This is a genomic window from Stenotrophomonas mori (genome assembly GCF_023556335.1).
GTDB lineage: Bacteria > Pseudomonadota > Gammaproteobacteria > Xanthomonadales > Xanthomonadaceae > Stenotrophomonas > Stenotrophomonas mori.
Genome location: NZ_JAIKTS010000001.1, coordinates 1493027 through 1517172 on the forward strand (window position 1 = coordinate 1493027; position 24146 = coordinate 1517172).

Consider the following 24146-nt stretch of genomic DNA (forward strand, 5'->3'; position numbering starts at 1 on the left):
AATAATATAACATAATCATTCCGGCAATCACCTGCTGTCCGGTCCCCGCGCCGCATCGTCCCTCGCCCCTTCACTGATACAAAGTAACACCACCTACTATGACCCCATCCAAGCCCCATCGCAGCACTCCGCGTCTCGTCCGCCACGCATTGGCGGCCGCCCTCGTCACCGTGCTTTCCACCGCGCAGGCGGCGGACGAGCCCGGTCGACAGAGCCACCACATGACCGAGCTGTCCACGGTCAAGGTCACCGCCTCGCCGTTGCAGCGCGATGCCGAATCGCTGGCCCACCCGGTCGCGGTGCTGGCCGGCGAGGAGCTGGACGCCCAGAAGGGCGCCACCCTCGGCGAGACCATCTCGCGGATGCCCGGCGTGCAGACCACCTACTTCGGCCCCGGTGTAGGCCGCCCCGTCATCCGCGGCCAGGAAGGTCCGCGGGTGGCGGTGGTCGCCAACGGCATCGGCAACATGGACGCGTCCACCGTCAGTGCCGACCACGCCACCAGCATCGAACCGTTCCTGGCCGACCAGATCGAGGTCCTCAAGGGCCCGGCCACCCTGCTGTTCGGCAGCGGCGCCATCGGCGGCGCGGTCAACGTGGTCGATGGCCGCATCGCCAGCGACGTCCCCGACCGGCCGCTCAGCGGCCGCGCCGAACTGCGGGGCAACAGCGTCAACAACGAACGCAGCGGCATGTTCCGGCTCGACGGTGTCAGCGGCGGCAACCTGGTGCTGCACGTCGACGGCCTGGTGCGCAACGGCGACGACTACCACATCCCCGGCTATGCGATCGATCCGGCGGCCCTGGAGCACGACCATGACCACGGCCATGACGATCCCGACGACCACAGCGGTGAACTGGGCCGGCGCGGACGCCTGGAAAACAGCTCGACGCGCACCCGTGCCGGCGGCGTGGGCGTGACCTGGCTGGGCGACTCGGGCTTCCTGGGCGCCTCCCTGGGCACCTACCGCAGCAACTACGGCATTCCCAACGGTGCCCATGTCCATCCCGAGGGCGACCACGATCATGATCACGGACATGACCATGACCATGACCATGGGCATGACCACGACCATGGCGACCACGACGACCACTCGGTGCGCATCGACATGGTGCAGAACCGCTTCGAACTGAAGGGCGGCCTGTACGACCCCCTGCCGTTCCTGGAGAGCCTCTCCGCCCGTGCGGCATGGACCGACTACGAGCACACCGAGCTGGAAGCCGGCGTGCCGGCCACGCGCTTCACCAACAAGGGCGTGGAAGGACGCATCGAGGCGGTGCAGCGCCCGCTCGCCGGCTGGAGCGGCGCATTCGGCCTGCAGTTCGGCAGCAGCGATTTCGGTGCCCGGGGCGAGGAAGCCTTCGTGCCCGATACCAGCACCGATACCCTGGGCCTGTTCGTGCTGCAGGAAAAGCAGTTCGGCCCGCTCAAGCTGGAACTCGGTGGCCGCCACGACCGCATCAAGCTCAGCCCGGTCGATGGCCAGCGCAACCGTGATTTCGGCGCCACCAACCTCTCCGCCGCCGGCATCTGGACGCTCAGCGACGCGTTCGACCTGCGCTTCGGCGTGGACACCTCCGAGCGCGCGCCCACCAACGAGGAGCTGTACGCGGCCGGTGCGCACATCGCCACCCGTTCGCTGGAAATCGGCGACGCGAACATGAAGACCGAACGCGGCCAGCGCATGGAGCTGGGGCTGCACGCGCACAGCGACCGCGTCGACGTCTCGGCCTCGGTCTACCAGACCAAGTTCAAGGACTTCATCTACCTTGCCGATTCCGGGGTGGTCGAACACGGCCTGCCGGTGCGGGTCTGGACCCAGCACAACGCGACCTTCAAGGGGGCCGAGGCCGAAGCCATGCTGCACCTGGCCCAGGGCGACAGCGGCGACTGGGACCTGCGCCTGTTCGGCGACTACGTCAAGGCCGAGCTGGATGGCAGCGGCAGCCGTCGCAAGGACATCGCGGTGCCGCACGGCGACCACAGCCACTACTACACCGTGGACATGGCCAATGGCGGCTACCTGCCGCGGATCACCCCGGGGCGTGTCGGCGCGGACCTGCGCTGGGCACTCGGCGGCTGGCGCGCGTCGGTCGGCGCGATCCGCTATGGCAGCCAAAAGGATGTCGCGCAGAACGAAGCGCCCAGCGATGGCTACACCCTGGTCGATGCGCACCTGGCGTACCGCTGGGATCGGAGCGGCGACAGCAGCTACGAGGTGTTCCTGGACGGCAGCAACCTGAGCAACCGCGAAGTGCGCCCGCACACCTCGCTGCTGCGCGACTACTCGCCGCTGCCCGGCCGCGGCATCGCGTTCGGCATCCGCGCCTGGTTCTGACCGCCACCGCGCGGCCTGCAGTACCACACAAGGGGCCGCAAGGCCCCTTGTGTCGTCCGGGCGCCCCCATGGGACGCCCCCTGCGGCCAGCCGCCTCCCTGAACGGACGCCCGTGCCCACACCGGGCTTCACAACACGCCCATTGAAAGCGGACACTTCTGTCCGGATCATCGTCGCATGACCTCGATCCGTTCCGATGCCGCCGCGCGGCGCGCCCAGTTGCTGGACGCGGCCGACGCCGTGTTCGGCGAACACGGCATCACCGCTCCGCTGGAGCTGGTGGTGGCGCGCGCCGGCGTTGGCCGCGCCACCCTGTACCGCAACTTCCCCGACCGCGCGGCGCTGATCGAGGCGATGCTCCAGCGCACGGTCGAGAAGATCCAGGCCCATGCCGCCGAACTGGGGGAGCGTGACGACGCACTGTTCGAACTGCTCGCCGGCATGGCCCGGCGCATCGTGCGTTCGCCGGCCCTGGCCGACTATTGGCGCGCCGTGGACCAGAACGACCCGCCGATCCGCGCCGCCCGCGAACGGGTGCTGGCGCTGATGGCGCCGGCCCTGGCACGCGCCCGCGCCACCGGCCTGTGCCGCGCCGACCTGGAGCTGTCCGACCTTTCGCTGATCTCCAGCATGCTGGGCGCCGCGCTGCGCGGCCGGACCCGCGCCGACCGCGCCCGGCTGGCCGCGCGCGCCCTGGACCTGCTGCGCCCGGGGCTGGCCGCCACCGGAGCCGGCGCATGAAACCGCTCAAGCCCATTCCCGACTGGGAGGAGCACGAGAAGCCCGCCCTGCCCGGCTCCGCCTCGATGCCCTGGCACCCCCCGCACCGGCGGGCCGCCTATGCGGCGGTGGCGGTGCTGGTGGCGGTCACCGGCGGGCTCGGCAACGCGCTGATCAGCGCCAACCTGCCCTGGATCCAGGGGCAGATGGGCCTGCAGCCCAGCGAGGCCAACTGGCTGGTCGCCGCCTACATGATGGTCAACGTCACCGCCAACCTGCTGGTGTTCAAGTTCCGCCAGGAATACGGCATCCGCCTGTTCGCCGAACTCGGCCTCGGTGTATATGCCGCACTGGCCATGCTGCACCTCGCCGTGGGCGGGCTGGCGACCACCCTGCTGGTGCGTGCGGCCAGCGGTTTCGCCGCCGCCGCCTGCACCACGCTGGGCACGCTGTACATGCTGCAGGCCCTGCCCCGGAAGTACGTGGGCAACCTGCTGGTGGTCGGCATGGGCCTGTCGCAGCTGGCCGTCCCGTTGGCATGGCTGGTCTCGCCCGGCCTGCTCGACCATGGTGAATGGCACAACCTCTACCTGTTCGAGGCCGGCCTGGCGCTGTGCGCGTTCGCCGCGGTGGTCATCCTCAAGCTGCCGCCGGGAATCCAGGTCAAGGTGTTCGAACCGCTGGACTTCGTCACCTTCGCGCTGCTCGCGCCGGCGCTGGCGATGCTGGTCATCGTGCTCAGCCAGGGCTACCTGCACTGGTGGTTCGACACCCCCTGGCTGGGGGGCCTGCTGGCCGCCGCCACGCTGCTGATCCTCGCCGCCTTCCTGATCGAGCACCACCGCCGCAACCCGCTGCTGCAGATCCGCTGGCTGATGGGCCCCACCATGCTGCGGTTCATCGCCGGCGCATTCCTGATCCGCTTCCTGACCAACGAGCAGTCCTACGGCATGGTCACGATGATGCGCACCCTGGGCATGGGGCCCGACCAGATGGCGCCGCTGTTCGCGGTGATCCTGCTGGGCGTGCTGGTGGGCATCGCCGCCGGCGCCCTGACCTTCGGTCCGAAGGCGCTGATCCCGCAGCTGCTGGCCTCGATCCTCCTGCTCGGCAGCGCCGCCTTCCTCGACCAGCACCGCACCAGCCTGGACCGGCCGATGGATTTCGCGCTGAGCCAGTTCCTGGCCGCGGTAGGCAGCGGCATGTTCATGGGCCCGCTGATGCTGATGGGCATCCGCCAGGCCATGGCCCGCGGGCTGGACCACATCGTGTCCTTCATCGTGGTGCTGTCGCTGACCCAGACCTTCGGCGGCCTCGCCGGCTCGGCACTGCTGGGCAGCTACCAGCTGCACCGCGAGCATGTCTATTCCAGCCAGCTGGTCGGCCGCCTGGATCCGGCCGACCCGCTGGTCGCCGAGCGCCTGCGCGTGCAGCAGCAGGGCTACGCCCGGCTGGTCACCGATCCGGCACAGCGCCAGGCGCAGGCCGCCGCCTCACTGGCCCAGGCCGCCAGACGCGAAGCCAACGTGCGCGCCTTCAACGACGTGTTCGCGCTGAGCGGCTGGCTGGCGATCGGCTTCCTCAGCTGGCTGCTGCTGGAAGTCCTGTTCCGCAATCCCACCGTTAGAAAGGCGATCCGGCCGGCCGCGGCCGCCGCGCCCTCCAGATGAAACCACCGACATGAGCGACAAACAGCACCCTCCCGGCAACGGCAACGCCCAGATCACCGACGCCAGCGATGGCGGCGCGCCGCCCGCCCCGGTCTCCAAGTACAACACTCCCAGCCGCACCAGCGTGGGGGTGATGGTCGTCATCGCCGTGGTCGGGCTGACCCTGATCCTGCGCGCCTGGCAGCTGTGGCCGTTCAACAGCAGTCTGGTGCATACCGACGACGCCTACGTGCGCGGCCAGGTCACGGTACTGGCGCCGCAGGTCAGCGGCTATGTCACCGAGGTGCTGGTGAAGGACTTCGACCACGTGGCGCAGGGCCAGCCGCTGCTGCGCATCGACGACCGCACGTACCGGCAGAAGGTCGCCCAGGCCGAAGCGGCGCTGGCCGACGCGCGCGCGCAGCTGGCCAACTCCGACCAGGGCCAGGCCCAGGACCGGGCGCAGATCGCCTCCGCGCGCGCCAGTCTCTCGGCCGTGCAGGCCGAACAGCAGCGCAGCCGTGCCGAACTGCAGCGCTACGAGACGCTGGCCGCGCAGCAACTGGTGTCCAGCAGCGACCGCGACAAGCTGCGCGCCAGCGCGCAGTCGGCGCGGGCCGGCGTGGCGCAGTCGCAGGCCGCCGTGCGCATCGCCGAAGAGAACCTCACCGCCACCCACGTCGCCCGCCAGGGCCTGGACGCCAAGGTCGCCAGCGCCGAGGCGGCGCTGGCGCTGGCGCGGATCGACCTGGACAACACCGTGGTCCGTGCTCCGCGCGACGGCCAGCTGTCCGAAGCCTCCGTACGGTTGGGGCAGTACGTCACCGCCGGCACGCAGCTGTTGTTCCTGGTGCCGGACACCCTGTGGATCGTGGCCAACTTCAAGGAAGGCCAGACCTGGAAGGTGGCCCTCGGCCAACCGGCGGTGTTCAGCGTCGACGCCTTCCAGGGCCAGCGCCTGCGCGGCCATGTCGAACAGATCGCACCGGCCACCGGCTCGGAGTTCGCCGTGCTCAAGCCCGACAATGCCAGCGGCAACTTCACCAAGGTCGTACAGCGCCTGCCGATCCGCATCGCCATCGATCCCGACCAGCCGTTGGCCGCACGCCTGCGTCCCGGCATGTCGGTGGTGGTGGAAGTAGATACCGCCGCGGACGGACACGACGGCAGGTGAGGCCTGCGGCGGTGGGACGTCAGGCCCGTGTGCTCCGCACCGCCCGGCGCCAGCTGGCCAGCGCCACGCCGCAGACCGCGGCCCTGCGCAGGATTCCGGGGGAGGCGGACATGCTCCGGCCTCGGCGGGCACCGCCACCGACGCTCACGCAGGCTTCGGAGAACACCGCCACGCAGGCGATCCACAGCGCCCGGCACCGGCACCGCCCGTCCACGGCAGACACCGCGCACGCGGAGCGTTGCTCATGCCGTGTCCGGGTACCCGGCGGGACGGGCGCCGCCCCGCCGGCCTGCGCTCACCCCGCGCAAGCGGCGCACAGGCCGTGCACTTCCAGCGTCTGTGCCTGCGGCTTGAAACCCAGTTCGCGCGCGCGCGCGTCGAGCTGCCGGACGATGTCGCGGTCCTCCAGCTCCACCGCGCTGTGGCAGCGGTCGCAGATCAGGAACGGCACCGAGTGCTGATTGCTGCTGGGGTGATGGCAGGCCACGAAGGAATTGACCGACGCCAGCTTGTGGACGAAGCCATTGGCCATCAGGAAGTCCAGCGCACGGTAGACCGTGGGCGGCGCGTCGGCACCGACCCCCTTGCCTTCGCGCACCCAGTCCAGCAGCTCGTAGGCCTTCACCGGCTTGCCGGCCTCGGCGATCAGCCGCAGCACGTTGGCGCGGATCGGTGTAAGCCGGAGTCCACGCTCGCGGCACACCCGCTCGACCACCGCAACGAAATCCGCCGCGTCATCGACGTGATGGTGGGGGGCGGTACAGGGATGCTCGTGTGCGCTCATGTCTGCCTCGACGGATTCAGTCCTTTGCCACCTTGATGAGTGCCGCATCGATGCGTTTCAAGGCTTCCTCGCGGCCGGCCAGGTAGACCGTGTGGGAAATATCCGGGCTGACCTGGGTGCCGGTGATGGCCACGCGCAGCGGCTGGGCGATCTTGCCCATGCCGATCTCCAGTGCGCTGGCGGTGTCGTGCAGCGCGGCCCCCACGGCTTCGGCGGTCCACTCGGGCAGCGCCGCCAGCAGCTCGCGGGCCTTGCCCAGCGGTGCCGCCGCCGCGGCCTTGAGGTGCTTGGCCACGGCCGCTTCGTCGTACCCGGTCAGCGGCTGGTACCAGACCGTGGCCTTCTCGGCCATCTCCTTCAGGGTCTGCACGCGCTCGCGCAGCGCGATCACCACGTCCTCCGGCGCCGGGCCGGCGGCCACGTCCAGGCCGAGTGCCTGCAACTGGTGGAGCAGGTGCGGCGCGATGGCGGCCGGCGCCTCGGTCTTCAGGAAGTGCTGGTTGACCCAGCCCAGCTTGGCCATGTCCAGGCGCGCGGCCTTGGAGTTGCAGTCCTTCACGTCGAACAGGTCGATCAGCTCCCGGCGGCTGAACAGCTCCTGGTCGCCATGCGACCAGCCCAGCCGGGCCAGGTAGCTGAGCAGCGCGTCGGGCAGGTAACCGGCATCCCGGTACTGCATGACGTCGGCCGCGCCGGTGCGCTTGGACAGTTTGGCGCCCTGCTCGTCCAGGATCATCGGCATGTGGCCGAACGTCGGCACCGGCGCGCCGATGGCCTCGTACAGGTTGATCTGGCGCGGCGTGTTGTTGATGTGGTCGTCGCCGCGGATGACTTCGGTGATGCCCATGTCCCAGTCGTCCACCACCACCGCGAAGTTGTAGGTGGGGTAGCCGTCCGGGCGGAAGATGACCATGTCGTCCAGCTCGCTGTTGGCGATCTCGATGCGGCCCTTGATCAGGTCATCGAACACCACCGTGCCTTCCAGCGGGTTCTTGAAGCGGATGACGCGGTTCGGGTCGTCCCTGTACGGCAGCCCGAGGTCGCGCGCGGCGCCGTTGTAGCGCGGTTTTTCCTGCCGGGCCATGGCGGCCTCGCGCATCGCGTCCAGCTCTTCGCGGGTCTCGTAGGCGTAGTACGCCTTGCCGTCGGCGAGCAGCTGTTCGGCCACCTCTTGGTAACGGGCGACGCGCCCGGTCTGGTAGACCGGACCTTCGTCGTAGTCCAGGCCCAGCCAGTCCATGGCCTCCAGGATGGCGTCGATCGCCGCCTGGGTGCTGCGCTCGCGGTCGGTGTCCTCGATCCGCAGGATGAATTCGCCGCCGCGGTGGCGGGCCTCCAGCCAGCAGTACAGCGCGGTGCGCGCGCCGCCGATGTGCAGATAGCCGGTGGGACTGGGAGCGAAGCGGGTACGGACGGTCATGAACAGGCGCGGAAGTGGGAATGCGCCCATTTTACCGCGTGCAGCCGCGCCCGGCCCTTGCACCCCCGCGCGGCCACCGCCGCCGGCGGACGCGGGCCGCCGCGATCAGGGCCGGCGCACCTGCAGCTCGCCGTCCACCCGGGTGCCATCGGCCAGCGACAGCCGGATCGGCACGCGCTGTCCCTCCTGCAGGGGCGCCTTGCCGTGCATCAGCATCAGGTGCAGCCCCCCCGGCTTCAGTTCGGCGGCCTGCCCGGCCGCCAGCGGCAGGCGGGTGATCTCACGCATGCGGCTGACGCCATCGTCCAGCGTGGTCTCGTGCAGGGTGACCTCGGCGAACGCGTCGCTGCCCGCCGCCACCACCGCCACCCCGCTGCCACAGTCGTTGCGCAGCGTTCCGTAGCCGGCGGCCATGTGCGGCATCGCCGGCAGGCGGATCCAGCCGTCGTCGAAGCGTACGCAGCCCTCCTGCGCCATCAGCGGGCCGGCGGCAAGGCCGGCAACGGACAACAATACGCAAGCGAATGGTTTGGTTATCATCGACCCCTCGACTCCCTGCCGTCCCGAGGCCGCAGCATGACAACGCTCATCGACGTGATCAACCATGGCCCGCTCCGTGAACTGCGCCTGGCGCGGCCCCCGGTCAACGCCCTGGATACCGCACTGTGCCGCGCCCTCATCGCCGCCCTCGACCAGGCCCTGGCCGACGATGTCCAGGGCGTGGTGCTGTCCGGCAGCGAACGCATCTTCACCGGCGGCATGGACGTGCCCTACCTGCTGGGCCATGGCGAAGACCGGAAACGCCTGGCCGACAGCTGGCAGGCCTTTTTCGGCGCCGCGCGCATGCTTGCCGAAAGCCGCGTGCCGGTGGCCGCCGCGCTCACCGGGCACTCGCCGGCCGGCGGCTGCGTGCTGGCGCTGTGCTGCGACTACCGGGTGATGGCCCGCAGCGTCGACCCGGCCAAGCCGTACCTGATCGGCCTGAACGAGGTCCAGGTCGGACTGGTGGCGCCGGAAGGCATCCAGCGGCTGTTGCGGCGCACCGTCGGTGCGCACCGCGCCGGGGTGCTGCTGGCCGGCGGGCAACTGGTCAGCGCCGAACGCGCGCTGGACATCGGGCTGGTGGACGTGCTGGCCGACGGCGCCGCCGATACGGTCGCGCAGGCCATCGCCTGGCTGCAGGCGCAGCTGGCCCTGCCGCGGCAACCGATGCTGCAGACCCGCGCCATCGCGCGTGCCGACGTGCACGAGGCGATGCAGCCGCAGCACATCCACCTGGAGCGCTTCGCCGAGGCCTGGTACTCGGCCGACGCGCAGGCCGCCCTGCAGGCGCTCGCGGCGCGCCTGGGCAAACGCTGAGCGCACCGCGCGGACGGCGCCGGCCGCCGTCGCCGCGGCGGCACGGTGCCCCGGCCCCCGCCCGCTATAATCGCGGCCTGTCGTCGCCAGGCCTGCCGTCTTGTCCGCCAATGCCGAACCCGTGGTATCCGAACTGATCGACCTGCTGAGCCTGGAGCGGGTGGAGGACAACCTGTTCCGCGGCCAGAGCCGCGACATCGGCACCAAGTACGTGTTCGGCGGCCAGGTGCTCGGCCAGGCGCTGGCCGCTGCCCAGGCCACGCTCGGCAACGACCGCCGCGCGCACTCGCTGCATGCCTATTTCCTGCGGGCCGGCAACATCGACCACCCCATCATCTACGACGTCGACCGCACCCGTGACGGCGGCAGCTTCTCGGTGCGCCGGGTCACCGCGATCCAGCACGGCAAGGTGATCTTCTTCTGCGCGGCCTCGTTCCAGCAGGCCGAGCACGGCGCCGAGCACCAGCACAAGATGCCCGAGGTGCCGCAACCGGAAGACATCGAGCCCACCCGCCCGCTGCCGGCCGACGTGCTGGAGCGCTTGCCGGTGAAGGTGCAGCGCTGGCTCTCGCGCGGCGGCCCGTTCGAATTCCGCCATGTCTACCCGCGCGATGAACTCGATCCGCCCAAGCGCCCGCCCTACCACCAGGTGTGGATGCGGCTGAACGAGCGGGTCGGCGATGCCCCGGAGCTGCACCAGGCGCTGCTGGCCTATGCCTCGGACTTCCACCTGCTGGGCACGGCGACCTTCCCGCACGGCATCAGCTATTACCAGCCGCACGTCCAGATGGCCTCGCTCGATCATGCGCTCTGGTTCCACCGCCCGTTCCGCGCCGACGATTGGCTGCTGTACTCGCTGGACAGCCCCAGCGCGCAGGATGCACGCGGCCTGGCGCGCGGCCAGTTCTTCACCCGCGACGGCCTGCTGGTGGCCAGCAGCGCGCAGGAGGGGTTGATCCGGGTGGCACCGCCGGACCCCGCTCCCCACGGCGACGGAGCCTAGGCGCATGCGCAAGATCTTCAGCAGCCAGCGTGTCGAGAATGCCGAGGGCGTGGCGCAGATGCTGCGCGATGCCGGCATCGAAGTCCGCGTGACCAACGGCCGTTCCTACCGCACCCGGCGCCGCGGCCAGTTCAGCTACCTGGACAAGAAGGACGAAAGCCAGCTGCCCTCGGTCTGGGTGGTGCGTGCCGACGACCAGCCGCGGGCGCGCGAGATCCTGCGCGATGCGCGCCTGCTCGACACCACCCGCCGCGACCATCCGGTGGCCGAGTACGCCTTCCGCGAGGTGCCCGCACGGCGCGACGGACGCGGCTGGGCCTGGCGCCTGCGCGTGGCCCTGCTGGTGGTGATCGCCGGCGTGGCGCTGGTGGTGGTGCTGCGCCACCGCGGTGCACCGCCGCCGGCGTCGCCGGTACCCGCCGCACCGGTGCAGGATCCGGATGGCGACGAGGGCTTCCGTGTCCGCATCCAGCCCAGCGGGACGCCGCCGCCCGGCTGAGCACGCCACCGGTCACATCGGTGGCCGGCCGCCGTCCTGTCTTGCAGTTCCCGGGGACCCGCCATGACCGCGACACCGCTCGAATCGACGCTGCAGCACGAACTGTCCGCCGCCCGCAACGGCTGTCCGCAGTCCTACGGGCGGATCGTGCTGGCCTGCCAGAACACCGTGACCGCGATCGCCCTGGCCATCACCCGCGACCGCCAGGCCAGCGAGGACATCGCCCAGGAGGCCTTCATCAAGGCCTGGCAGCAGCTCAACCAGCTCCACAGCAGCGCCAGTTTCCTGCCCTGGCTGCGCCAGATCACCCGCAACCTGGCCCGTGACTGGCTGCGCGCCAACCGCAACCGCCCGCTCAACGGCGAGGCCGCCGAGATCGCCATCGGCATGGCCGCCGACCCGTCCCCCGGCGCCGCCGAAGCGCTGGCGCGGGTGGAGGAGGAGCAAGCGGCCGAGGACATCATCTCCACGCTGCCCGTGGACAGCCGCGAAGCCCTGCTGCTGTTCTACCGCGAAGGGCAGAGTTCGCAGCAGGTCGCCACGCTGCTGGGCCTGAGCGACGCCGCGGTACGCAAGCGCCTGTCGCGCGCCCGCGCCAGCGTGCGCGACCAGATGCTGCAGCGCTTCGGCGAGTTCGCGCGCCGGAGCGCGCCGGGCACGGCCTTCGCCGCCACCGTCAGTTCGCTGTTGATGGTGGCCGCACCGGGCACCGCCAACGCGGTGATCGTGGGCAGCAGCCTGGGCCTGGCCGGCGCCGGCAAGCTGGGGGCCGGCAGCCTGGGCGGCGCAGCGGCCGGGGGCGGCGCCGCCGGCAGCTCCCTGGGCCTGCTGGCAGGCAGCCTGGCGACCGGCAACCACCACCTGTGGGTGGCGCTGGCCACCGCCTTCATCGGCACCGCTGCCGCCTGGCTGGGCGGGCTGTACCTGCTGCGCTACGCGGAATCGCCCGACGAACGGATCCAGGTCCGCTACTTCCTGCGCCTGCACACCGTGACCACCGCCCTGTTCAGCGGCAGCGTGTTCGCCACGGTGCTGCTGCAGGCCGGCCTGACCACGGTCCTGGCGACCCTGGCCGTGGGCGTGAGCGCGATCAACTACCAGTACCTGGTCACGCTGCCGCGGATCATGGCGCCGATGCTCGCCCGCGATGCGGCCCGCCATGGCCGCACCGCACCGAGCTGGGTATACCGCAGCCTCTTCGGACGCGGCGTGGTGGTCGCCTCCACCGTGGTGGTGATGTCCCTGGTCCTGTTCGTGCTGCTGACATATTGAACACGCCGAAACCCGCGCCAGGTCACACACCGGCACCCGGTGTGCGGCAACCATGATGTGCGGGGACCTGAGCAGGGGAAACACCATGGGGCATCCAGCCATCATCCACTACCAGGGCCGGCGCTACGACGCGGCCCATGGCGAGGCCATCCTCGACGCACTGCTGCGCCAGGGCGCGCCGATGGCGCATTCCTGCGGCAAGGGCAGCTGCCACACCTGCGTGCTCAAGCTGGAAGCGGGGCGCGTCCACCATGCGCGCGCCCTCGACGCCACGCTGCAGGCCAGCGGCCACCTGCTGCCCTGCGTCGCCCATGCCGAGGGCGAGGTGCGGCTGGCGCCGGCGGACATGGCGCGGGTCGCCACGCCCGCTGAGCTGATGTCGCGGCGGCACCTTGGCGGCGGCGTGTTCGAGATCGGCATCGCCCCCCTGACCGAGCTGTCCTACCGGGGTGGCCAGCACCTGCAGCTGGTGCGCAGCGACGGGCTCGCCCGCAGCTACTCGCTGGCGAGCCTGCCGGAGGACGATTTCCTGTTCCACCTGCACGTGCGCCATACCGGCAAGGGCGGACTGAGCCACTGGCTGTGCGAACTGGCACCGATCGGCGAGCGCCTCGACCTGTTCGCGCCACAGGGCGACTGCCATTACCACCCCGGGATGGCCGCCCGCCGCCTGTTGCTGCTCGCCACCGGCGCCGGCGCCGGCGCACTGCTGGCGGTGGCGCGCGATGCCCTGGCCGCCGGCCACCGCCAGCCGATCCACCTGTACCACGGGGTGCGCGACGCGGACGGGCTCTACCTGCACGACACGCTGCGCGACCTGGAGCGCCGGCATCCGAACGTCCGCTACACCGCCTGCATCAGCGGCGCCGGCCACCAGGCCGGTCGCGAGGACGCGCGCCGCGGCCATGTCACCCAGGCCTTCGCCGAGGCCGACGGCCTGGCCGACACCTCCCTGTTCCTGTGCGGACGGCCGGCCATGGTGGAGGACGCACGCTGCCTGGCGGTCGCCGGTGGCGTCCCCCGCGCCCACATCCATGCCGACCCGTTCGATCCCGCTGGACCCGCGCGCCCGCGCGATGCGGAAAAGATAGCGGCGATACCACCCGATCCGGAGCTGTGGGCCGCGCTGGCGTGTGGCCCCGGCCTGCGCCACGCGCTCGAGCGTTTCTACGACCGGGTCTACGAAGACGAGCGGCTGTCGCCGTTCTTCACCCGCGTGCCCAAGGAGCGGATCGTCTCCAAGCAGTACTCCTTCCTGTCCGACCTGTTTTCCGGCAAGCGCGACTTCTTCGGCCTCAAGCCCTACAACGCACACCACTGGATGGTGATTTCCGACGAACTGTTCGACCACCACGAGACCCTGCTGGCGGCGGCGCTGCGCGACCACGGGCTGGCCGAGCACCTGATCCACCGCATCGGCGGCCTGCTCGAACGCTTCCGTGCCGAGATCGTCAAACCGGTGGCCCGCGGCATGGTCATCGATGGCCGGCAACTGCCACTGCAGGTGGACGAAGTGGAGACCCTCGATCTGGACGGTGTCTGCGACGGCTGCGGCGGCGAGATCCCCGCCGGCCGGCCGGTGCGCTACCAGCACCGGCTGGGCACCCTGCATTGCGCCGGCTGCGCGGGCCTGCCCGCCGTCACCGGGTGACCCCGCTCCCGGGGGTGGCACACCCCGGGAGTCGGACGGTGTGGCGGCAGGGCCATGAGGAGCGCAGGCCGCGCTCCCCTGGCAGGACGGTTCAGCGGCGGCCGGGGCCGGTGCGCGGGCCGGCCTTGGCGCGGGCGGCTTCCAGTTCGGCCGGGCTGAGCTTGCCGTCCTTGTCGGTATCGGCGTCGCGGAACCATGCCTCGCGCCGTTCCTTGGCACGCGCCTCGCGGTCGGCCTGGTCGATGTAGCCGTCCTTGTTGACGTCCATGCGTTCGAAGAAGGCCTGGTACTCGGCGGCACTGACGCGGCCATCGCCGTCGCTGTCCATCATCCGCAGGAAGCCCTGCCCCCCGTGGCCGCGGGCTCCGCGTCCCATGCCGCGGTGGCCGCCGCCGCGCGCGTGCCAGCGCGGCATCTCCTCGGCGGACAGCTGCCCGTTCTTGTCGCGGTCCAGCGCATCGAAGCGCTGCAGCAGGCGCGGGCTGGCGGCGGCCTCCTGGCGGTCGATCACGCCGTCGGCATTGGTGTCCAGGCGCGCCGGCGCGGCCTTCGACGGGGCCGGTGCGGCGGCCAGCGCGCTACCGGACAGGCCGGCGCTGATCAGCACGGCCAACAGGATCAGGGGATTGCGAGAGGTCATGGAATCGGACTCCGGTAAGGGATGAAAGGCCGCATCACTGCGCCCGATGACATCAACGGCCCGACGGCCTCCGCGTTGACGGCCGGGCCTGCGCATTCATCCGGCGGACAGCCACCCGCGACCGCCCGCGGCCCGTTGCCGCAGGCGCGCCCTCCCCGCATCCATGCGCTGCCGCGGCAGGCGGCCATGGGAACGGCGTCGCCGCGCACGCGGATGCAGCGCCGGCACTGCAACCTGCGGTCCGCGGCCTGCCGCTATGCTTGGAGCCATGGCCGTGCAACTCGACTCCGACGAACCGCGCCTGTTCCAGACCGGCGAACATGCCTGCGGCTATTTCCCCGAACGGCGCGCACGCGACCTGGTGCTCGATCCCCACGACACCCGGCTGGACGCGCTGTACCCGCTGGCGCTGCGCTGGGGCTTCCGCCGCTCCGGCAACCTGGTCTACCGGCCGCATTGCCTGGGGTGCCATGCCTGCGTGCCGGTGCGGATACCGGTCGCACAGCACACGCCGGACCGCAGCCAGCGCCGCTGCCTGGCACGCAATGACGACCTCGATTGCCGGGTACTGCCCGCCGAGCGCACCGACGAACAGTTCGCCCTGTACCGGCGCTACCTCGCTGCGCGCCACCTCCGCGGCGGCATGGACGACCATGGCCCGATCGAGTTCGACCAGTTCCTGATCGGCGACTGGTCGCAGGGGCGCTTCCTCGAAATCCGCGCCCCGGGCGATCCCGGGCAGCGCGGCCGGCTGCTGGCCGTCGCGGTGACCGACGTCACCGCCAACGGCCTGTCCGCGGTCTACACCTTCTTCGACCCGGACCTGCCACAACGCGGCCTGGGGACCTACGCGATCCTGCAGCAGATCGCCTGGGCGCGGCGCAGCGGCCTGCCGCACCTGTACCTGGGCTACTGGATCGAAGGGCACCGCAAGATGGACTACAAGCGCCGCTACCGCCCGCTGGAATACTTCGACGGCCGCCACTGGACGACCGCCGCGCCCTGAGAACGGAGCGTTGCGGCATTGCGCTTAATCGCGCATTCACTCAAAATCGACAGGTCATCACGCCCGTGCGGGATGACCCAAGGACCCCCACCGCCCAATCTGGAGCAATGCGTGAACATCAAGACTCTGACCATCGTCGCTTTTGCAGCCCTGGCCCTGGCCGCCTGCAACAAGGGCGAGACTCCCGCCGCTGACGCCGCGCCGGCCGACACCGCCGAAGCCCCGGCCGAAGTTGCGCCCGCGCAGAGCACCGATACCGTCGAAGCCGGCACCGGCGTGCCGGAGTGCGACCAGTACCTGGAAAAGGTCTACGCCTGCATCAGCGACAAGGTCCCCGAGGCCCAGCGCGACATGATGAAGCAGGGCATCGAGCAGTCCAAGGATGCCTGGAAGGGCGTCGCCGACAAGGGCGAGCTGGCCAACCAGTGCAAGACCGCGATGGAGCAGGCCAAGGCCAGCTTCGGCGCCATGGGTTGCTCGTTCTGAGCCACCTCTGAATGCTGCATGCCGGACGCCCCGCTCTGCGGGGCGTTCTGCTTTCTCGCCTCCGTCATGTCGCCGTGGGACACTGCGCCCATGCGCATTCCACCCTCCCTGTTCCCCGTCCCGCTGCTGCTTGCCGCCTGCTCGGCCCTGGCCGCGCCCGCCGCCGGCGAGCCGCCCGCCACCGCGGCCCTGCGGTTGGCCACCTACAACACTTCACTGTATGCCGAGACCGCCGGCGGCCTGGTCCGCGAGCTCGAGGGCGACAGTTCCCATGCACGCAAGATCGCGGCGGTACTGCAGCGGGTCCGGCCGGACCTGGTGCTGCTCAACGAGTTCGATTTCGATCCCGACCACCGCGCCGCGGACCTGTTCCAGCACCGCTATCTGGAGCGGCCGCAGGCCGGCGGCGGTGACGCGCTGCGCTACCCCTACCGCTACCTGGCCCCGGTCAACACCGGCGTTCCCAGCGGGCTGGACCTGGACAACAACGGCACCGTCGGCGGCGAAGGCCGCGAGCGCGGCAACGATGCCTGGGGCTACGGCCTGCACCCGGGCCAGTACGGCATGCTGGTGCTGTCCCGCTACCCGATCGACGAAGCCGCCGTGCGCAGCTTCCAGCTGCTGAAGTGGAGCACGCTGCCCGGCGCGCTGCGGCCGCTCGATCCGGAAACCGGCACACCGTTCTGGAGCGACGCGGTCTGGTCGCAGCTGCGGCTGTCGTCCAAGTCGCACTGGGACGTGCCGGTGCAGACACCGCTGGGCACCGTGCATGTGCTGGCCTCGCACCCCACGCCGCCGGTGTTCGATGGCGCCGAGAAGCGCAACGCCGCGCGCAACCACGACGAGCTGCGCTTGTGGAAGGATTACCTCGACGGCGGTGACAAGCCCTGGCTGTGCGACGACCAGGGCCGCTGCGGTGGCCTCCCGGCCGACGCGCGCTTCGTCATCGTCGGCGATCTCAATAATGACCCGATCGATGGCGACGGGCGCCACGACGCCATCCTGGAACTGCTCGAACACCCGCGCGTGCTGCGCTACCCGACTCCCGGCAGTGCCGGCGGCGAGCAGACCAGCCTGGCCTATGCCGGCAAGGGCATTGCGCGCCGCGGCGCGCCGCAGCATGCCACCGGCGACTTCGGCCCGAAGTCCGGCACCCTGCGGCTCGACTATGTACTGCCCTCAGCGGGCTTCCGCCACCTCGGCAGCGGCGTGTTCTGGCCGGCCGACAACAGCCCGGAGGCAGCGATCGCCGACGGCAGCGACCACCACCTGGTGTGGGTGGACGTGCACTGAGGTCCGCACCTGGCCTGCGCGGCAATGCCCCGGTGGGACGATGCCCCGCTCCACATGAAGGCCGGCCGCCGTGGTGCGGTAGTGCCGGGGCCCGCCCGGCGGAGCTTGACCGGGCACGCCCCAGCGGGGCAACGCCCCGCTCTACAAACGCGACGGGGGGCTGCACCGCGGTAGCGCCGGGGCTGCCCGGCAAGGCCTGGCCGGGCAGCCCCGGCGGGGCGTTGCCCCGCTCTACAGGGGCATCAGCGCAGCGCGATGCCGATGGCCGCGGCGGCTTCGCGGGTAATGGCGCGGGCCTGGTCCACATCGGACGCGCGCGCCAGGGTGACGCCGACGCGGCGCTGGCCCTGCACCACCGGCTTGCCGAACAGGCGCAGCGCCGAATCCGGGCGCACCAGTGCTTCGGCAACGTTGCTGAAGAACGGCACGCCATTGCCCTGCGCCAACAGTGCGCACGACGCCGACGGACCATGGTGGCGGATCGCGGGGATCGGCAGGCCGAGGATGGCGCGCGCATGCAGCGCGAATTCGCTCAGCTCCTGCGATACCAGCGTCACCAACCCGGTGTCATGCGGACGTGGGCTGACCTCGCTGAACCACACCTCGTCACCCTTCACGAACAGCTCCACGCCGAACACGCCCCAGCCGCCCAGGTCGTCGGTGATCGCGCGCGCCACCTCCTGCGCACGCGCCAGCGCCCTGGCCGACATCGCCTGTGGCTGCCAGCTCTCACGGTAGTCGCCGTCCTTCTGCAGGTGGCCGACCGGATCGCAGAACGCGGTGCCACCGGCGTGGCGCACGGTCAGCAGGGTGATCTCGTAGTCGAAATCGATGAAGCCCTCGACGATGCAGCGCCCGGCACCGGCCCGGCCGCCGGTCTGCGCGTACTCCCAGGCGGCGCCGATATCGGCGTCGCCGCGCACCGTGCTCTGGCCCTTGCCCGAGGACGACATCACCGGCTTGACCACGCACGGCAGGCCGATGGCCTGCACCGCGGCGCGGTATTCGGCCTCGGTGTCGACGAACCGGTAGGCCGAGGTCGGCAGGCCCAGGGTCTCGGCAGCGAGCCGGCGGATGCCCTCGCGGTCCATGGTCAGGCGCGCGGCGCGCGCGGTCGGGATCACCCGCAGACCCTGCGCGGCTTCCAGCTCCACCAGCGTCTGGGTATGGATGGCCTCGATCTCGGGCACCACCAGGTGCGGCTGTTCCTTGGCGATCACCGCACGCAGCGCGGCCGGGTCGAGCATGTCGATCACATGGCGGCGGTGCGCGACCTGCATGGCCGGCGCGTCCGCGTAGCGGTCCGCGGCGATCACCTCCACGCCGAAGCGCTGCAGTTCCAGCGCCACCTCCTTGCCCAGTTCCCCCGAGCCGAGCAGCAGTACGCGGGTGGCGGAAGGAGACAGCGGGGTACCGAGAGTGGTCATCGCACGGGTCCAGGCGGGAGTCGAGGGCCGCACATTCTAGCCAGCCGGCCTCCCGGCAACGGCACTTGCATGTTGATATCAATTTGATATCTTCCATTCAAACACCCTGGATGACACGCGATGAAAGAGCAGTCCCTCGACTCCCTGCCCGGCATCTCCACCCTGCTCGGCGCACTGCTGCTGATGCTGGCCGGCATCGGCGCGCTGATCGGCGCGATCGTGCTGACCAAGTCCGGCGTGGGCGGCGGCGGGCTGCTGGTCCTCGGCGGCATCGTGCTGCTCACCGTCGGCCTGTTCGTCAGCTGCGGCCTGTACATGGTCCAGCCCAACCAGGCCGCGGTGCTGAGCCTGTTCGGCAAGTACGTGGGTACGGTCAAGGAGAACGGCCTGCGCTGGAACAACCCGTTCCTGACCAAGAAGAAGGTCAGCCAGCGGGTGCGCAACTTCGAGAGCGGCAAGCTCAAGGTCAACGAGCTGGAAGGCTCGCCCATCGAGATCGCCGCGGTCATCGTGTGGCAGGTGGTGGATGCCTCCGAGGCGGTCTACAACGTCGACGACTACGAGAGCTTCGTGCACATCCAGTCCGAGTCGGCGCTGCGCGCGATGGCCACCAGCTACCCCTACGATGCGCACGAGGACGGCCAGCTGTCGCTGCGCAGTCATGCCAGCGAGATTTCCCAGCACCTGAAGGACGAATTGGCCGAGCGCCTGGCCAATGCCGGCGTGCAGGTGCTCGACGCGCGCATCAGCCACCTCGCCTACGCGCCCGAGATCGCCCAGGCGATGCTGCAGCGGCAACAGGCCAATGCGGTGATCGCCGCCCGCCAGCGCATCGTCGCCGGCGCGGTCGGCATGGTCGAGATGGCCCTGGCCGAACTGCAGAACAGCGGCCTGCTGGCACTGGACGAGGAGCGCAAGGCACAGATGGTCGGCAACCTGCTCACCGTGCTCTGCTCCGACCGCGGCACCCAGCCGGTGGTCAACGCCGGCTCGCTGTACTGAGCCGATGGTGAGGGCGCTGCCGGCCACGCAGGCGGCCCTTGTCCCCGCCGCCGGCCTGCCCGGCCGGTCCGCACACCGCGCGCGGCCCGGCTCCCCGGGCCGCGGAAGCACTACCAAGGAGGTTTCATGGATGCCGTGACCGCGTCGCTGGTCATTGCCGTCACCGGCCTGCCGGCGCTCGCCGTCGCCGCCTGGAGCAGCCGCGACGGCAGCCCCCAGGCCCGCGGCCTGGGGCTGCGCTGGGCCTTGATCGCGCTGTGCCTGTTCGTCGGCGCCCTCGCCCTGTACCTGGCGGATGGCCACCGGACCGGCACCTACGCGGTGATCACCGTGCTGGTACTGGCCATCAACGCGCTGGGAATCTCCCTGGTCCTGCACCTGCGCCGCGCGCCGGCGGGGACGCCGCGGCGGTGAATGCCAAGAAAGCCTATCCGCTGCGCATCAACGCCGACGTGCTGGCGGCGGCGCAGCGCTGGGCCGATGACGAACTGCGCAGCCTGAACGCGCAGATCGAGTATGTGATCCGCGATGCCCTGCGCAAGGCCGGTCGGCTCCCCAAACCGGACGATACATCCCGCGGGGACGCCCCATGAGCGCCCAGGGGACGCACCTTCTCGTCAGCTTGGAGCCCGGCATGTCCGGCGGGTTCAAGGCCGGAACGCTGCGGGAGGAACGCGACCGGCCGCGACGGCTCGGCGGGGAGCGGGGCAGCGCGGCGCATGCCACGCCCGCCCTGGTCTTCAAGAAGGCGGCCTGAGATGGCGTGCCGGCGGGCAGGGATCTTCGGCAGTGCGACCGTGGCCACGGCGGGCGGGCCGGCCGTCCCACAGCCCGACCGGCGCGACGCCGGCCTGCTCCCCCGCCGGATGCCAGCCCGGTCATGACCCTGTCCATGGCCACGCCACCGTGGAGGGTCGACCTGAAGGCCGCGGCGGTGCTCGGCCTGGCCGGGGCACTGGCCACGGCCGTGCTATTCCCCTACCTGCTGCAGTTGATGCCGGAGACGCTGGAGCACGCGCCCTTGCCGCTTCCCCTGCTGGCGGCCGCACAGTCGCTGCAGGCGTTCATGCTGCTCGGGGCGCTGGCGCTGGCCGGCCTGCGGATGGGCCACCGGCTCGGCCTCGGCGCCCCGTGGCTGCAGCGCGCGTGCGGCGCGGAAGGGGAGACCTTGCCACGGCCTGCGGTGTCGCAGGCCCTCCTGCTGGGCATCGGTTCGGGCGCGCTGGTACTGCTGGGCGCGCACTGGATCGACCCGTGGCTGCCTCCCATGGTCCATCCACCGAAGGCCACCCCCGCCGGCCTGTCCGCGCTCACCGGCCTGCTGGCGTCGCTCTACGGCGGCATCGTCGAGGAACTGCAGCTGCGCCTGTTCCTGATGACGCTGATGCTGTGGGTCGCCGCCCGGCTGCGCCGGCGCCTGCCCGGCGATACCGGCTTCCGCATCGCCCTCGTGCTCGCCGCCGTGCTGTTCGGTGCCGGCCACCTCCCGGCCGCCGCGCACCTGTGGGGGCTGGACACCATCGTCGTGCTGCGTACCCTCGTCCTCAACGCGCTGGTCGGCGGCGTCTGCGGCTGGCTCTACTGGCGCCGGGGGCTGGAGATGGCGATGCTCGCCCACTTCAGCGCCGACCTCGTGCTGCACATGCTTGCGCCGCTGCTGAGCGCAGCCGCGCCATGACCTTCCTGCAGGCATTCCCCTGATGACAGCCCCATCACCGACACCGCAAGACCATCCGGTCGCCCCGCCCACCGGCATGCCGATGCTGATCCTGTGGGCGATCCTGCTGGCGGCCATCGGAGGACCGCTGGCCGTGATGCTCGGCGACAAGGGACTGGCATATCTGGCGAGCGCCCGCGCGTGGCTCGGCCCGGCGCTGGTGTCGCTGACCGGCGTGGCGGTGAGCCTGGCCTACCTGCGCCGGCGCATCACGCTCGATGACGCCGGGCTGACCATCCGCTCCACGTTCTATACCCGGACCGTCGCCATCGGCTCGCTGCGGCTGGAAAGCGCGCGCATCGTCGACCTGGCCGAACACGGCGAGCTGAAGCCGGCGCTCAAGACCAACGGCTACGGCCTGCCCGGCTTCCGCTCCGGCCACTACCGCATGCGCGACGGGGGCAAGGCGTTCTGCCTGATCACCGACCACAGCCGCGTGCTGTCGCTGCCGCTGCGCGATGGCTCACGGGTGCTGATCTCACCCGAACAGCCACGCGCCCTGCTCGCCGCCCTGGAACAGCGGGCCGGCAAACCGGCACCGTAGACCGGCGACTGCCGCAGCGGCGGCGGACCTGGAGCGCCGGCGGAGAACCCCGCCCTCTGCTGGCTCTCCGTCGAGCCAGCAAGGACGCGTCGCCGGCCACGCATGCGGCCGATGACGCGGGAGGGCGCGCGCCGCACTATGCCTCCACGGCAGGACGCCGGCGGCGTGCGCCGTCCAGGCAATCGACAACCCGCCGGCGATCCCCCAAGCTGGCCGCATGCGCACCGCCCCCCGCCTGCTGCTCAACACCCCCGACATCGAACTGTGGCCGGGGGGGCTGCTGCGCGCGCGCAGCAGCCACGATGCACGCCTGCTGGCCCGCGCCCGCACCGTCCTGCGGCGCAAGCAGGACGGCCGCTACCTGGCGGCGCTGCTGCCGGAAGGGCTGATGCCGATGGTCGAACGCCTCGCCCGCGAGCCCGGCATCGACGCCGCGCTGCAGCGTCTCGACGATCCGCTCCGCCGCCGCGGTACGCCCGCGGAAACGCTGCTGCCGCTGGACCGCCTCGACGAACACCTGCACCGGCTCGGGCTGGACGAAGGCTATGCCGACGCCAGCGGCCTGTCGCTGGTCGCCGAGCCGTCCTGGCTGTGCTTCGCCGGCCTGGACCGCTACCGCCGCGCGCTGTGGCTGACCCGTGCCGCCGCGCATGCCTGGCGGCGCCTGCGTACCGCCGCCGCCGCGGACGGCATCGTGCTGGATGCGGTCTCCGGCTACCGCAGCCATGCTTACCAACTGGGCATCTTCGAGCGCAAGCGCGCACGCGGACTGAGCGTGGCGGAGATCCTCACCGTCAATGCGGCGCCCGGCTACAGCGAACACCACGGCGGCAACGCGCTGGACATCGGCACGCCCGGCGAACCGCCGGCGGAAGAATCGTTCGAGCGCACCCCGGCCTTCGCCTGGCTGCGGGCGCACGCCGGCGACGCTGGCTTCCACATGAGCTACCCTCGCGACAATCCACACGGCATCGTCTACGAGCCGTGGCACTGGTGCTGGCGGGGAACCTGATGACCCCCGCCGGCGCCGGCGATGACGGGCACGACGCCCGTCCGCAGGCGCCCGGCAGCGCTTACCCGCAATGGACACAAGAGAGGATTCCATGGACGGACACAATCCCTACGAACGCCCCGCCACCCCGGTGGCACCGCTCCCGACGCCACCGGAACGCGATGTCCCCGACAGCATCACCGGCCCGATCCGCCAAGGCTGGATCGCCGCCTGCGTCGCCCTGGTGCTGGTCCTGCTCATCGCCCTGTACCACCTGGCCAACAACAGGCCCGAAGGGGCGGCGGCCTTCTTCATCGACCTGGTGGTCATCGCGGTGCTGGCCTTCGGCATCTACAAGCGCAGCCGTACCGCCGCCACGTTCATGGTACTGATGTCGGTGCTGCCGAAGCTGCTCCTGCTGGCCGTCGGCCAGTTCGACGGCCTGGTGTTCGGGCTGCTGTTCACGATCTTCTACTTCCGGGCGATGACCGCCACCTACCGTTACCACCGCTTCGTCAGGAACTGGCGGCGCGCCCCGCCCGCCCCGCGCAGGTCGCTGGCCGACGACCCCGCGTTCAGTGGAGCGCCCCGGCATCCGGCCCCGGCTCCGGCACTCCCCGACGACGAATGAACCCGGCGGTACCCCCCGCCCAGAAGGGACGCTCAGGCTGATCGCTACCTGCCCGTCGGTGCATCCGCGCCCCTGTTCCCATGGGCCGGCGCACCGGCTCCGCCACCGGCGGCGGTTCGACCCCGCGTCCCTACCGTGGTGGTCGCGCTAGCGCTTCAATGCGCTGAGCGCCAACATCACCCAGCCCACCATCAGCGCGGTCCCTCCGGCTGGCGCCAGCCGCGTCGGCCAGAGTCCCAGCGCACCGCCTGCCACGCTGCCGGAAAACAGCAGCACGCCCAGCAGCAGCACATAGAGCGCGACACGCGCGAAGCGGTTCAACGAGGTCGGCCCGAGTACCGCCAGCACCGCACCGTGACCGAAGGCGTACAGCGCGGCAGTGTCCAGGTGCGACTGCATCGACGGCCCGTCCGCCGCATGTGCGGCATAGGCCGACAGGCCCACCGCGGCCGCGGCCAACAGTCCCCCACAGACCCCCAGCAACGACGGTTTGCGTGCCCTTCTTTCCCCCAGCATCCTTCTTCCCCCGCGTAGCGACC

General features: G+C 70.9%; 26 protein-coding genes. 20 read left to right on the forward strand and 6 right to left on the reverse strand.

Going from position 1 to position 24146, the window contains the following annotated elements; genetic code table 11:
- The first annotated feature begins 98 nt into the window (after positions 1-98).
- From K5L01_RS06725 to K5L01_RS06740, 4 genes are all read left to right on the forward strand, one after another.
- On the forward strand, positions 99-2339 hold the full coding sequence (locus K5L01_RS06725) for a TonB-dependent receptor (RefSeq protein WP_250063077.1): 2241 nt from the start codon (positions 99-101) through the stop codon (positions 2337-2339).
- A 177-nt stretch (positions 2340-2516) separates the two neighbouring features.
- Positions 2517-3080 carry a TetR/AcrR family transcriptional regulator gene (locus tag K5L01_RS06730; protein ID WP_250063078.1) on the forward strand — a complete coding sequence of 188 codons (564 nt, stop codon included), beginning with the start codon at positions 2517-2519 and terminating at the stop codon, positions 3078-3080.
- On the forward strand, positions 3077-4729 hold the full coding sequence (locus K5L01_RS06735) for an MFS transporter (RefSeq protein WP_250063079.1): 1653 nt from the start codon (positions 3077-3079) through the stop codon (positions 4727-4729). Before K5L01_RS06730 ends, K5L01_RS06735 begins: the two co-directional genes overlap by 4 nt.
- A gap of 10 nt (positions 4730-4739) precedes the next feature.
- Positions 4740-5882, forward strand: coding sequence for an HlyD family secretion protein (locus K5L01_RS06740; protein ID WP_250063080.1), 1143 nt, complete (start codon positions 4740-4742; stop codon positions 5880-5882).
- 295 nt (positions 5883-6177) lie between these two features.
- On the opposite strand, the gene K5L01_RS06745 is transcribed toward K5L01_RS06740, so the two are convergent.
- The 3 genes from K5L01_RS06745 to K5L01_RS06755 form a co-directional block, all read right to left on the reverse strand.
- Positions 6178-6666, reverse strand: a complete 489-nt coding sequence (locus K5L01_RS06745) for a transcriptional repressor (RefSeq protein WP_250063081.1) — start codon at positions 6664-6666, stop codon at positions 6178-6180.
- Positions 6667-6682: 16 nt separating this feature from the next.
- The gene (gltX, locus tag K5L01_RS06750) at positions 6683-8086 is read right to left on the reverse strand and encodes a glutamate--tRNA ligase (protein ID WP_250063082.1); all 1404 of its coding nucleotides are present in this window, start codon (positions 8084-8086) and stop codon (positions 6683-6685) included.
- Between the two features lie 105 nt (positions 8087-8191).
- Complete coding sequence (locus K5L01_RS06755) at positions 8192-8626, reverse strand: copper chaperone PCu(A)C (protein WP_250063083.1); 435 nt, start codon at positions 8624-8626, stop codon at positions 8192-8194.
- Between the two features lie 36 nt (positions 8627-8662).
- Here K5L01_RS06755 and K5L01_RS06760 point away from each other — a divergent pair, with 36 nt between their 5' ends.
- From K5L01_RS06760 to K5L01_RS06780, 5 genes are all read left to right on the forward strand, one after another.
- The gene (locus tag K5L01_RS06760) at positions 8663-9445 is read left to right on the forward strand and encodes an enoyl-CoA hydratase/isomerase family protein (protein WP_250063085.1); all 783 of its coding nucleotides are present in this window, start codon (positions 8663-8665) and stop codon (positions 9443-9445) included.
- A gap of 100 nt (positions 9446-9545) precedes the next feature.
- Positions 9546-10448: an acyl-CoA thioesterase II gene (gene tesB / locus K5L01_RS06765; protein WP_250063087.1), complete on the forward strand. Its 903-nt coding sequence runs from the start codon at positions 9546-9548 to the stop codon at positions 10446-10448.
- Between the two features lie 4 nt (positions 10449-10452).
- Positions 10453-10947 carry a DUF2007 domain-containing protein gene (locus K5L01_RS06770; RefSeq protein ID WP_250063089.1) on the forward strand — a complete coding sequence of 165 codons (495 nt, stop codon included), beginning with the start codon at positions 10453-10455 and terminating at the stop codon, positions 10945-10947.
- A 63-nt stretch (positions 10948-11010) separates the two neighbouring features.
- The gene (locus K5L01_RS06775) at positions 11011-12219 is read left to right on the forward strand and encodes an RNA polymerase sigma factor (RefSeq protein ID WP_250063091.1); all 1209 of its coding nucleotides are present in this window, start codon (positions 11011-11013) and stop codon (positions 12217-12219) included.
- An 85-nt stretch (positions 12220-12304) separates the two neighbouring features.
- Complete coding sequence (locus tag K5L01_RS06780) at positions 12305-13870, forward strand: 2Fe-2S iron-sulfur cluster-binding protein (protein WP_250063093.1); 1566 nt, start codon at positions 12305-12307, stop codon at positions 13868-13870.
- Between the two features lie 91 nt (positions 13871-13961).
- Here K5L01_RS06780 and K5L01_RS06785 read toward each other — a convergent pair whose 3' ends face one another.
- Entirely contained in the window at positions 13962-14510 is a 549-nt protein-coding gene (locus tag K5L01_RS06785) for an EF-hand domain-containing protein (protein ID WP_250063095.1), read from the reverse strand.
- Between the two features lie 268 nt (positions 14511-14778).
- Here K5L01_RS06785 and K5L01_RS06790 point away from each other — a divergent pair, with 268 nt between their 5' ends.
- The 3 genes from K5L01_RS06790 to K5L01_RS06800 all read left to right on the forward strand — a co-directional run bounded on the left by K5L01_RS06790 (position 14779) and on the right by K5L01_RS06800 (position 17295).
- Positions 14779-15516, forward strand: coding sequence for an arginyltransferase (locus K5L01_RS06790; protein ID WP_250063097.1), 738 nt, complete (start codon positions 14779-14781; stop codon positions 15514-15516).
- 111 nt (positions 15517-15627) lie between these two features.
- Positions 15628-16002 (forward strand): hypothetical protein, encoded by a 375-nt coding sequence (locus K5L01_RS06795; RefSeq protein ID WP_250063100.1) that lies wholly within the window; start codon positions 15628-15630, stop codon positions 16000-16002.
- A 90-nt stretch (positions 16003-16092) separates the two neighbouring features.
- Positions 16093-17295 carry an endonuclease/exonuclease/phosphatase family protein gene (locus tag K5L01_RS06800; RefSeq protein WP_250063102.1) on the forward strand — a complete coding sequence of 401 codons (1203 nt, stop codon included), beginning with the start codon at positions 16093-16095 and terminating at the stop codon, positions 17293-17295.
- A 242-nt stretch (positions 17296-17537) separates the two neighbouring features.
- Here the strand turns inward: K5L01_RS06800 and purT are convergent, their stop codons facing one another.
- Positions 17538-18722, reverse strand: a complete 1185-nt coding sequence (purT, locus tag K5L01_RS06805; RefSeq protein WP_250063103.1) for a formate-dependent phosphoribosylglycinamide formyltransferase — start codon at positions 18720-18722, stop codon at positions 17538-17540.
- A 120-nt stretch (positions 18723-18842) separates the two neighbouring features.
- On the opposite strand from purT, the gene K5L01_RS06810 reads away from it, so the two are divergent.
- The 8 genes from K5L01_RS06810 (at position 18843) to K5L01_RS06845 (ending at position 23607) form a co-directional block, all read left to right on the forward strand.
- Positions 18843-19724 carry an SPFH domain-containing protein gene (locus tag K5L01_RS06810; protein WP_250063104.1) on the forward strand — a complete coding sequence of 294 codons (882 nt, stop codon included), beginning with the start codon at positions 18843-18845 and terminating at the stop codon, positions 19722-19724.
- Positions 19725-19850: 126 nt separating this feature from the next.
- Positions 19851-20138, forward strand: a complete 288-nt coding sequence (locus K5L01_RS06815) for a hypothetical protein (RefSeq protein ID WP_250063105.1) — start codon at positions 19851-19853, stop codon at positions 20136-20138.
- The gene (locus K5L01_RS06820) at positions 20135-20317 is read left to right on the forward strand and encodes a type II toxin-antitoxin system antitoxin (RefSeq protein ID WP_250063107.1); all 183 of its coding nucleotides are present in this window, start codon (positions 20135-20137) and stop codon (positions 20315-20317) included. Before K5L01_RS06815 ends, K5L01_RS06820 begins: the two co-directional genes overlap by 4 nt.
- Positions 20314-20481 carry a hypothetical protein gene (locus K5L01_RS06825; protein ID WP_250063109.1) on the forward strand — a complete coding sequence of 56 codons (168 nt, stop codon included), beginning with the start codon at positions 20314-20316 and terminating at the stop codon, positions 20479-20481. Before K5L01_RS06820 ends, K5L01_RS06825 begins: the two co-directional genes overlap by 4 nt.
- A gap of 123 nt (positions 20482-20604) precedes the next feature.
- Positions 20605-21402, forward strand: a complete 798-nt coding sequence (locus K5L01_RS06830) for a CPBP family intramembrane glutamic endopeptidase (RefSeq protein WP_250063111.1) — start codon at positions 20605-20607, stop codon at positions 21400-21402.
- Positions 21403-21478: 76 nt separating this feature from the next.
- Positions 21479-21985 carry a PH domain-containing protein gene (locus K5L01_RS06835; protein ID WP_250063113.1) on the forward strand — a complete coding sequence of 169 codons (507 nt, stop codon included), beginning with the start codon at positions 21479-21481 and terminating at the stop codon, positions 21983-21985.
- Between the two features lie 217 nt (positions 21986-22202).
- On the forward strand, positions 22203-22997 hold the full coding sequence (locus tag K5L01_RS06840) for a M15 family metallopeptidase (protein ID WP_250063115.1): 795 nt from the start codon (positions 22203-22205) through the stop codon (positions 22995-22997).
- A gap of 91 nt (positions 22998-23088) precedes the next feature.
- The gene (locus tag K5L01_RS06845) at positions 23089-23607 is read left to right on the forward strand and encodes a hypothetical protein (protein WP_250063117.1); all 519 of its coding nucleotides are present in this window, start codon (positions 23089-23091) and stop codon (positions 23605-23607) included.
- Positions 23608-23754: 147 nt separating this feature from the next.
- Here the strand turns inward: K5L01_RS06845 and K5L01_RS06850 are convergent, their stop codons facing one another.
- Complete coding sequence (locus K5L01_RS06850; protein WP_250063119.1) at positions 23755-24123, reverse strand: DUF423 domain-containing protein; 369 nt, start codon at positions 24121-24123, stop codon at positions 23755-23757.
- Positions 24124-24146 lie beyond the last annotated feature (23 nt).

Excerpts from the sequence above, each read along its gene's own strand:
- K5L01_RS06725 (WP_250063077.1), top strand. The coding sequence starts at position 99 with ATGACCCCATCCAAGCCCCATCGCAGCACTCCGCGTCTCGTCCGCCAC.
- K5L01_RS06730 (WP_250063078.1), top strand. The coding sequence starts at position 2,517 with ATGACCTCGATCCGTTCCGATGCCGCCGCGCGGCGCGCCCAGTTGCTG.
- K5L01_RS06735 (WP_250063079.1), top strand. The coding sequence starts at position 3,077 with ATGAAACCGCTCAAGCCCATTCCCGACTGGGAGGAGCACGAGAAGCCC.
- K5L01_RS06740 (WP_250063080.1), top strand. The coding sequence starts at position 4,740 with ATGAGCGACAAACAGCACCCTCCCGGCAACGGCAACGCCCAGATCACC.
- K5L01_RS06745 (WP_250063081.1), bottom strand. The coding sequence starts at position 6,666 with ATGAGCGCACACGAGCATCCCTGTACCGCCCCCCACCATCACGTCGAT.
- gltX (WP_250063082.1), bottom strand. The coding sequence starts at position 8,086 with ATGACCGTCCGTACCCGCTTCGCTCCCAGTCCCACCGGCTATCTGCAC.
- K5L01_RS06755 (WP_250063083.1), bottom strand. The coding sequence starts at position 8,626 with ATGATAACCAAACCATTCGCTTGCGTATTGTTGTCCGTTGCCGGCCTT.
- K5L01_RS06760 (WP_250063085.1), top strand. The coding sequence starts at position 8,663 with ATGACAACGCTCATCGACGTGATCAACCATGGCCCGCTCCGTGAACTG.
- K5L01_RS06770 (WP_250063089.1), top strand. The coding sequence starts at position 10,453 with ATGCGCAAGATCTTCAGCAGCCAGCGTGTCGAGAATGCCGAGGGCGTG.
- K5L01_RS06775 (WP_250063091.1), top strand. The coding sequence starts at position 11,011 with ATGACCGCGACACCGCTCGAATCGACGCTGCAGCACGAACTGTCCGCC.
- K5L01_RS06780 (WP_250063093.1), top strand. The coding sequence starts at position 12,305 with ATGGGGCATCCAGCCATCATCCACTACCAGGGCCGGCGCTACGACGCG.
- K5L01_RS06785 (WP_250063095.1), bottom strand. The coding sequence starts at position 14,510 with ATGACCTCTCGCAATCCCCTGATCCTGTTGGCCGTGCTGATCAGCGCC.
- K5L01_RS06790 (WP_250063097.1), top strand. The coding sequence starts at position 14,779 with ATGGCCGTGCAACTCGACTCCGACGAACCGCGCCTGTTCCAGACCGGC.
- K5L01_RS06800 (WP_250063102.1), top strand. The coding sequence starts at position 16,093 with ATGCGCATTCCACCCTCCCTGTTCCCCGTCCCGCTGCTGCTTGCCGCC.
- purT (WP_250063103.1), bottom strand. The coding sequence starts at position 18,722 with ATGACCACTCTCGGTACCCCGCTGTCTCCTTCCGCCACCCGCGTACTG.
- K5L01_RS06810 (WP_250063104.1), top strand. The coding sequence starts at position 18,843 with ATGAAAGAGCAGTCCCTCGACTCCCTGCCCGGCATCTCCACCCTGCTC.
- K5L01_RS06815 (WP_250063105.1), top strand. The coding sequence starts at position 19,851 with ATGGATGCCGTGACCGCGTCGCTGGTCATTGCCGTCACCGGCCTGCCG.
- K5L01_RS06825 (WP_250063109.1), top strand. The coding sequence starts at position 20,314 with ATGAGCGCCCAGGGGACGCACCTTCTCGTCAGCTTGGAGCCCGGCATG.
- K5L01_RS06830 (WP_250063111.1), top strand. The coding sequence starts at position 20,605 with ATGACCCTGTCCATGGCCACGCCACCGTGGAGGGTCGACCTGAAGGCC.
- K5L01_RS06835 (WP_250063113.1), top strand. The coding sequence starts at position 21,479 with ATGCCGATGCTGATCCTGTGGGCGATCCTGCTGGCGGCCATCGGAGGA.
- K5L01_RS06840 (WP_250063115.1), top strand. The coding sequence starts at position 22,203 with ATGCGCACCGCCCCCCGCCTGCTGCTCAACACCCCCGACATCGAACTG.
- K5L01_RS06845 (WP_250063117.1), top strand. The coding sequence starts at position 23,089 with ATGGACGGACACAATCCCTACGAACGCCCCGCCACCCCGGTGGCACCG.
- K5L01_RS06850 (WP_250063119.1), bottom strand. The coding sequence starts at position 24,123 with ATGCTGGGGGAAAGAAGGGCACGCAAACCGTCGTTGCTGGGGGTCTGT.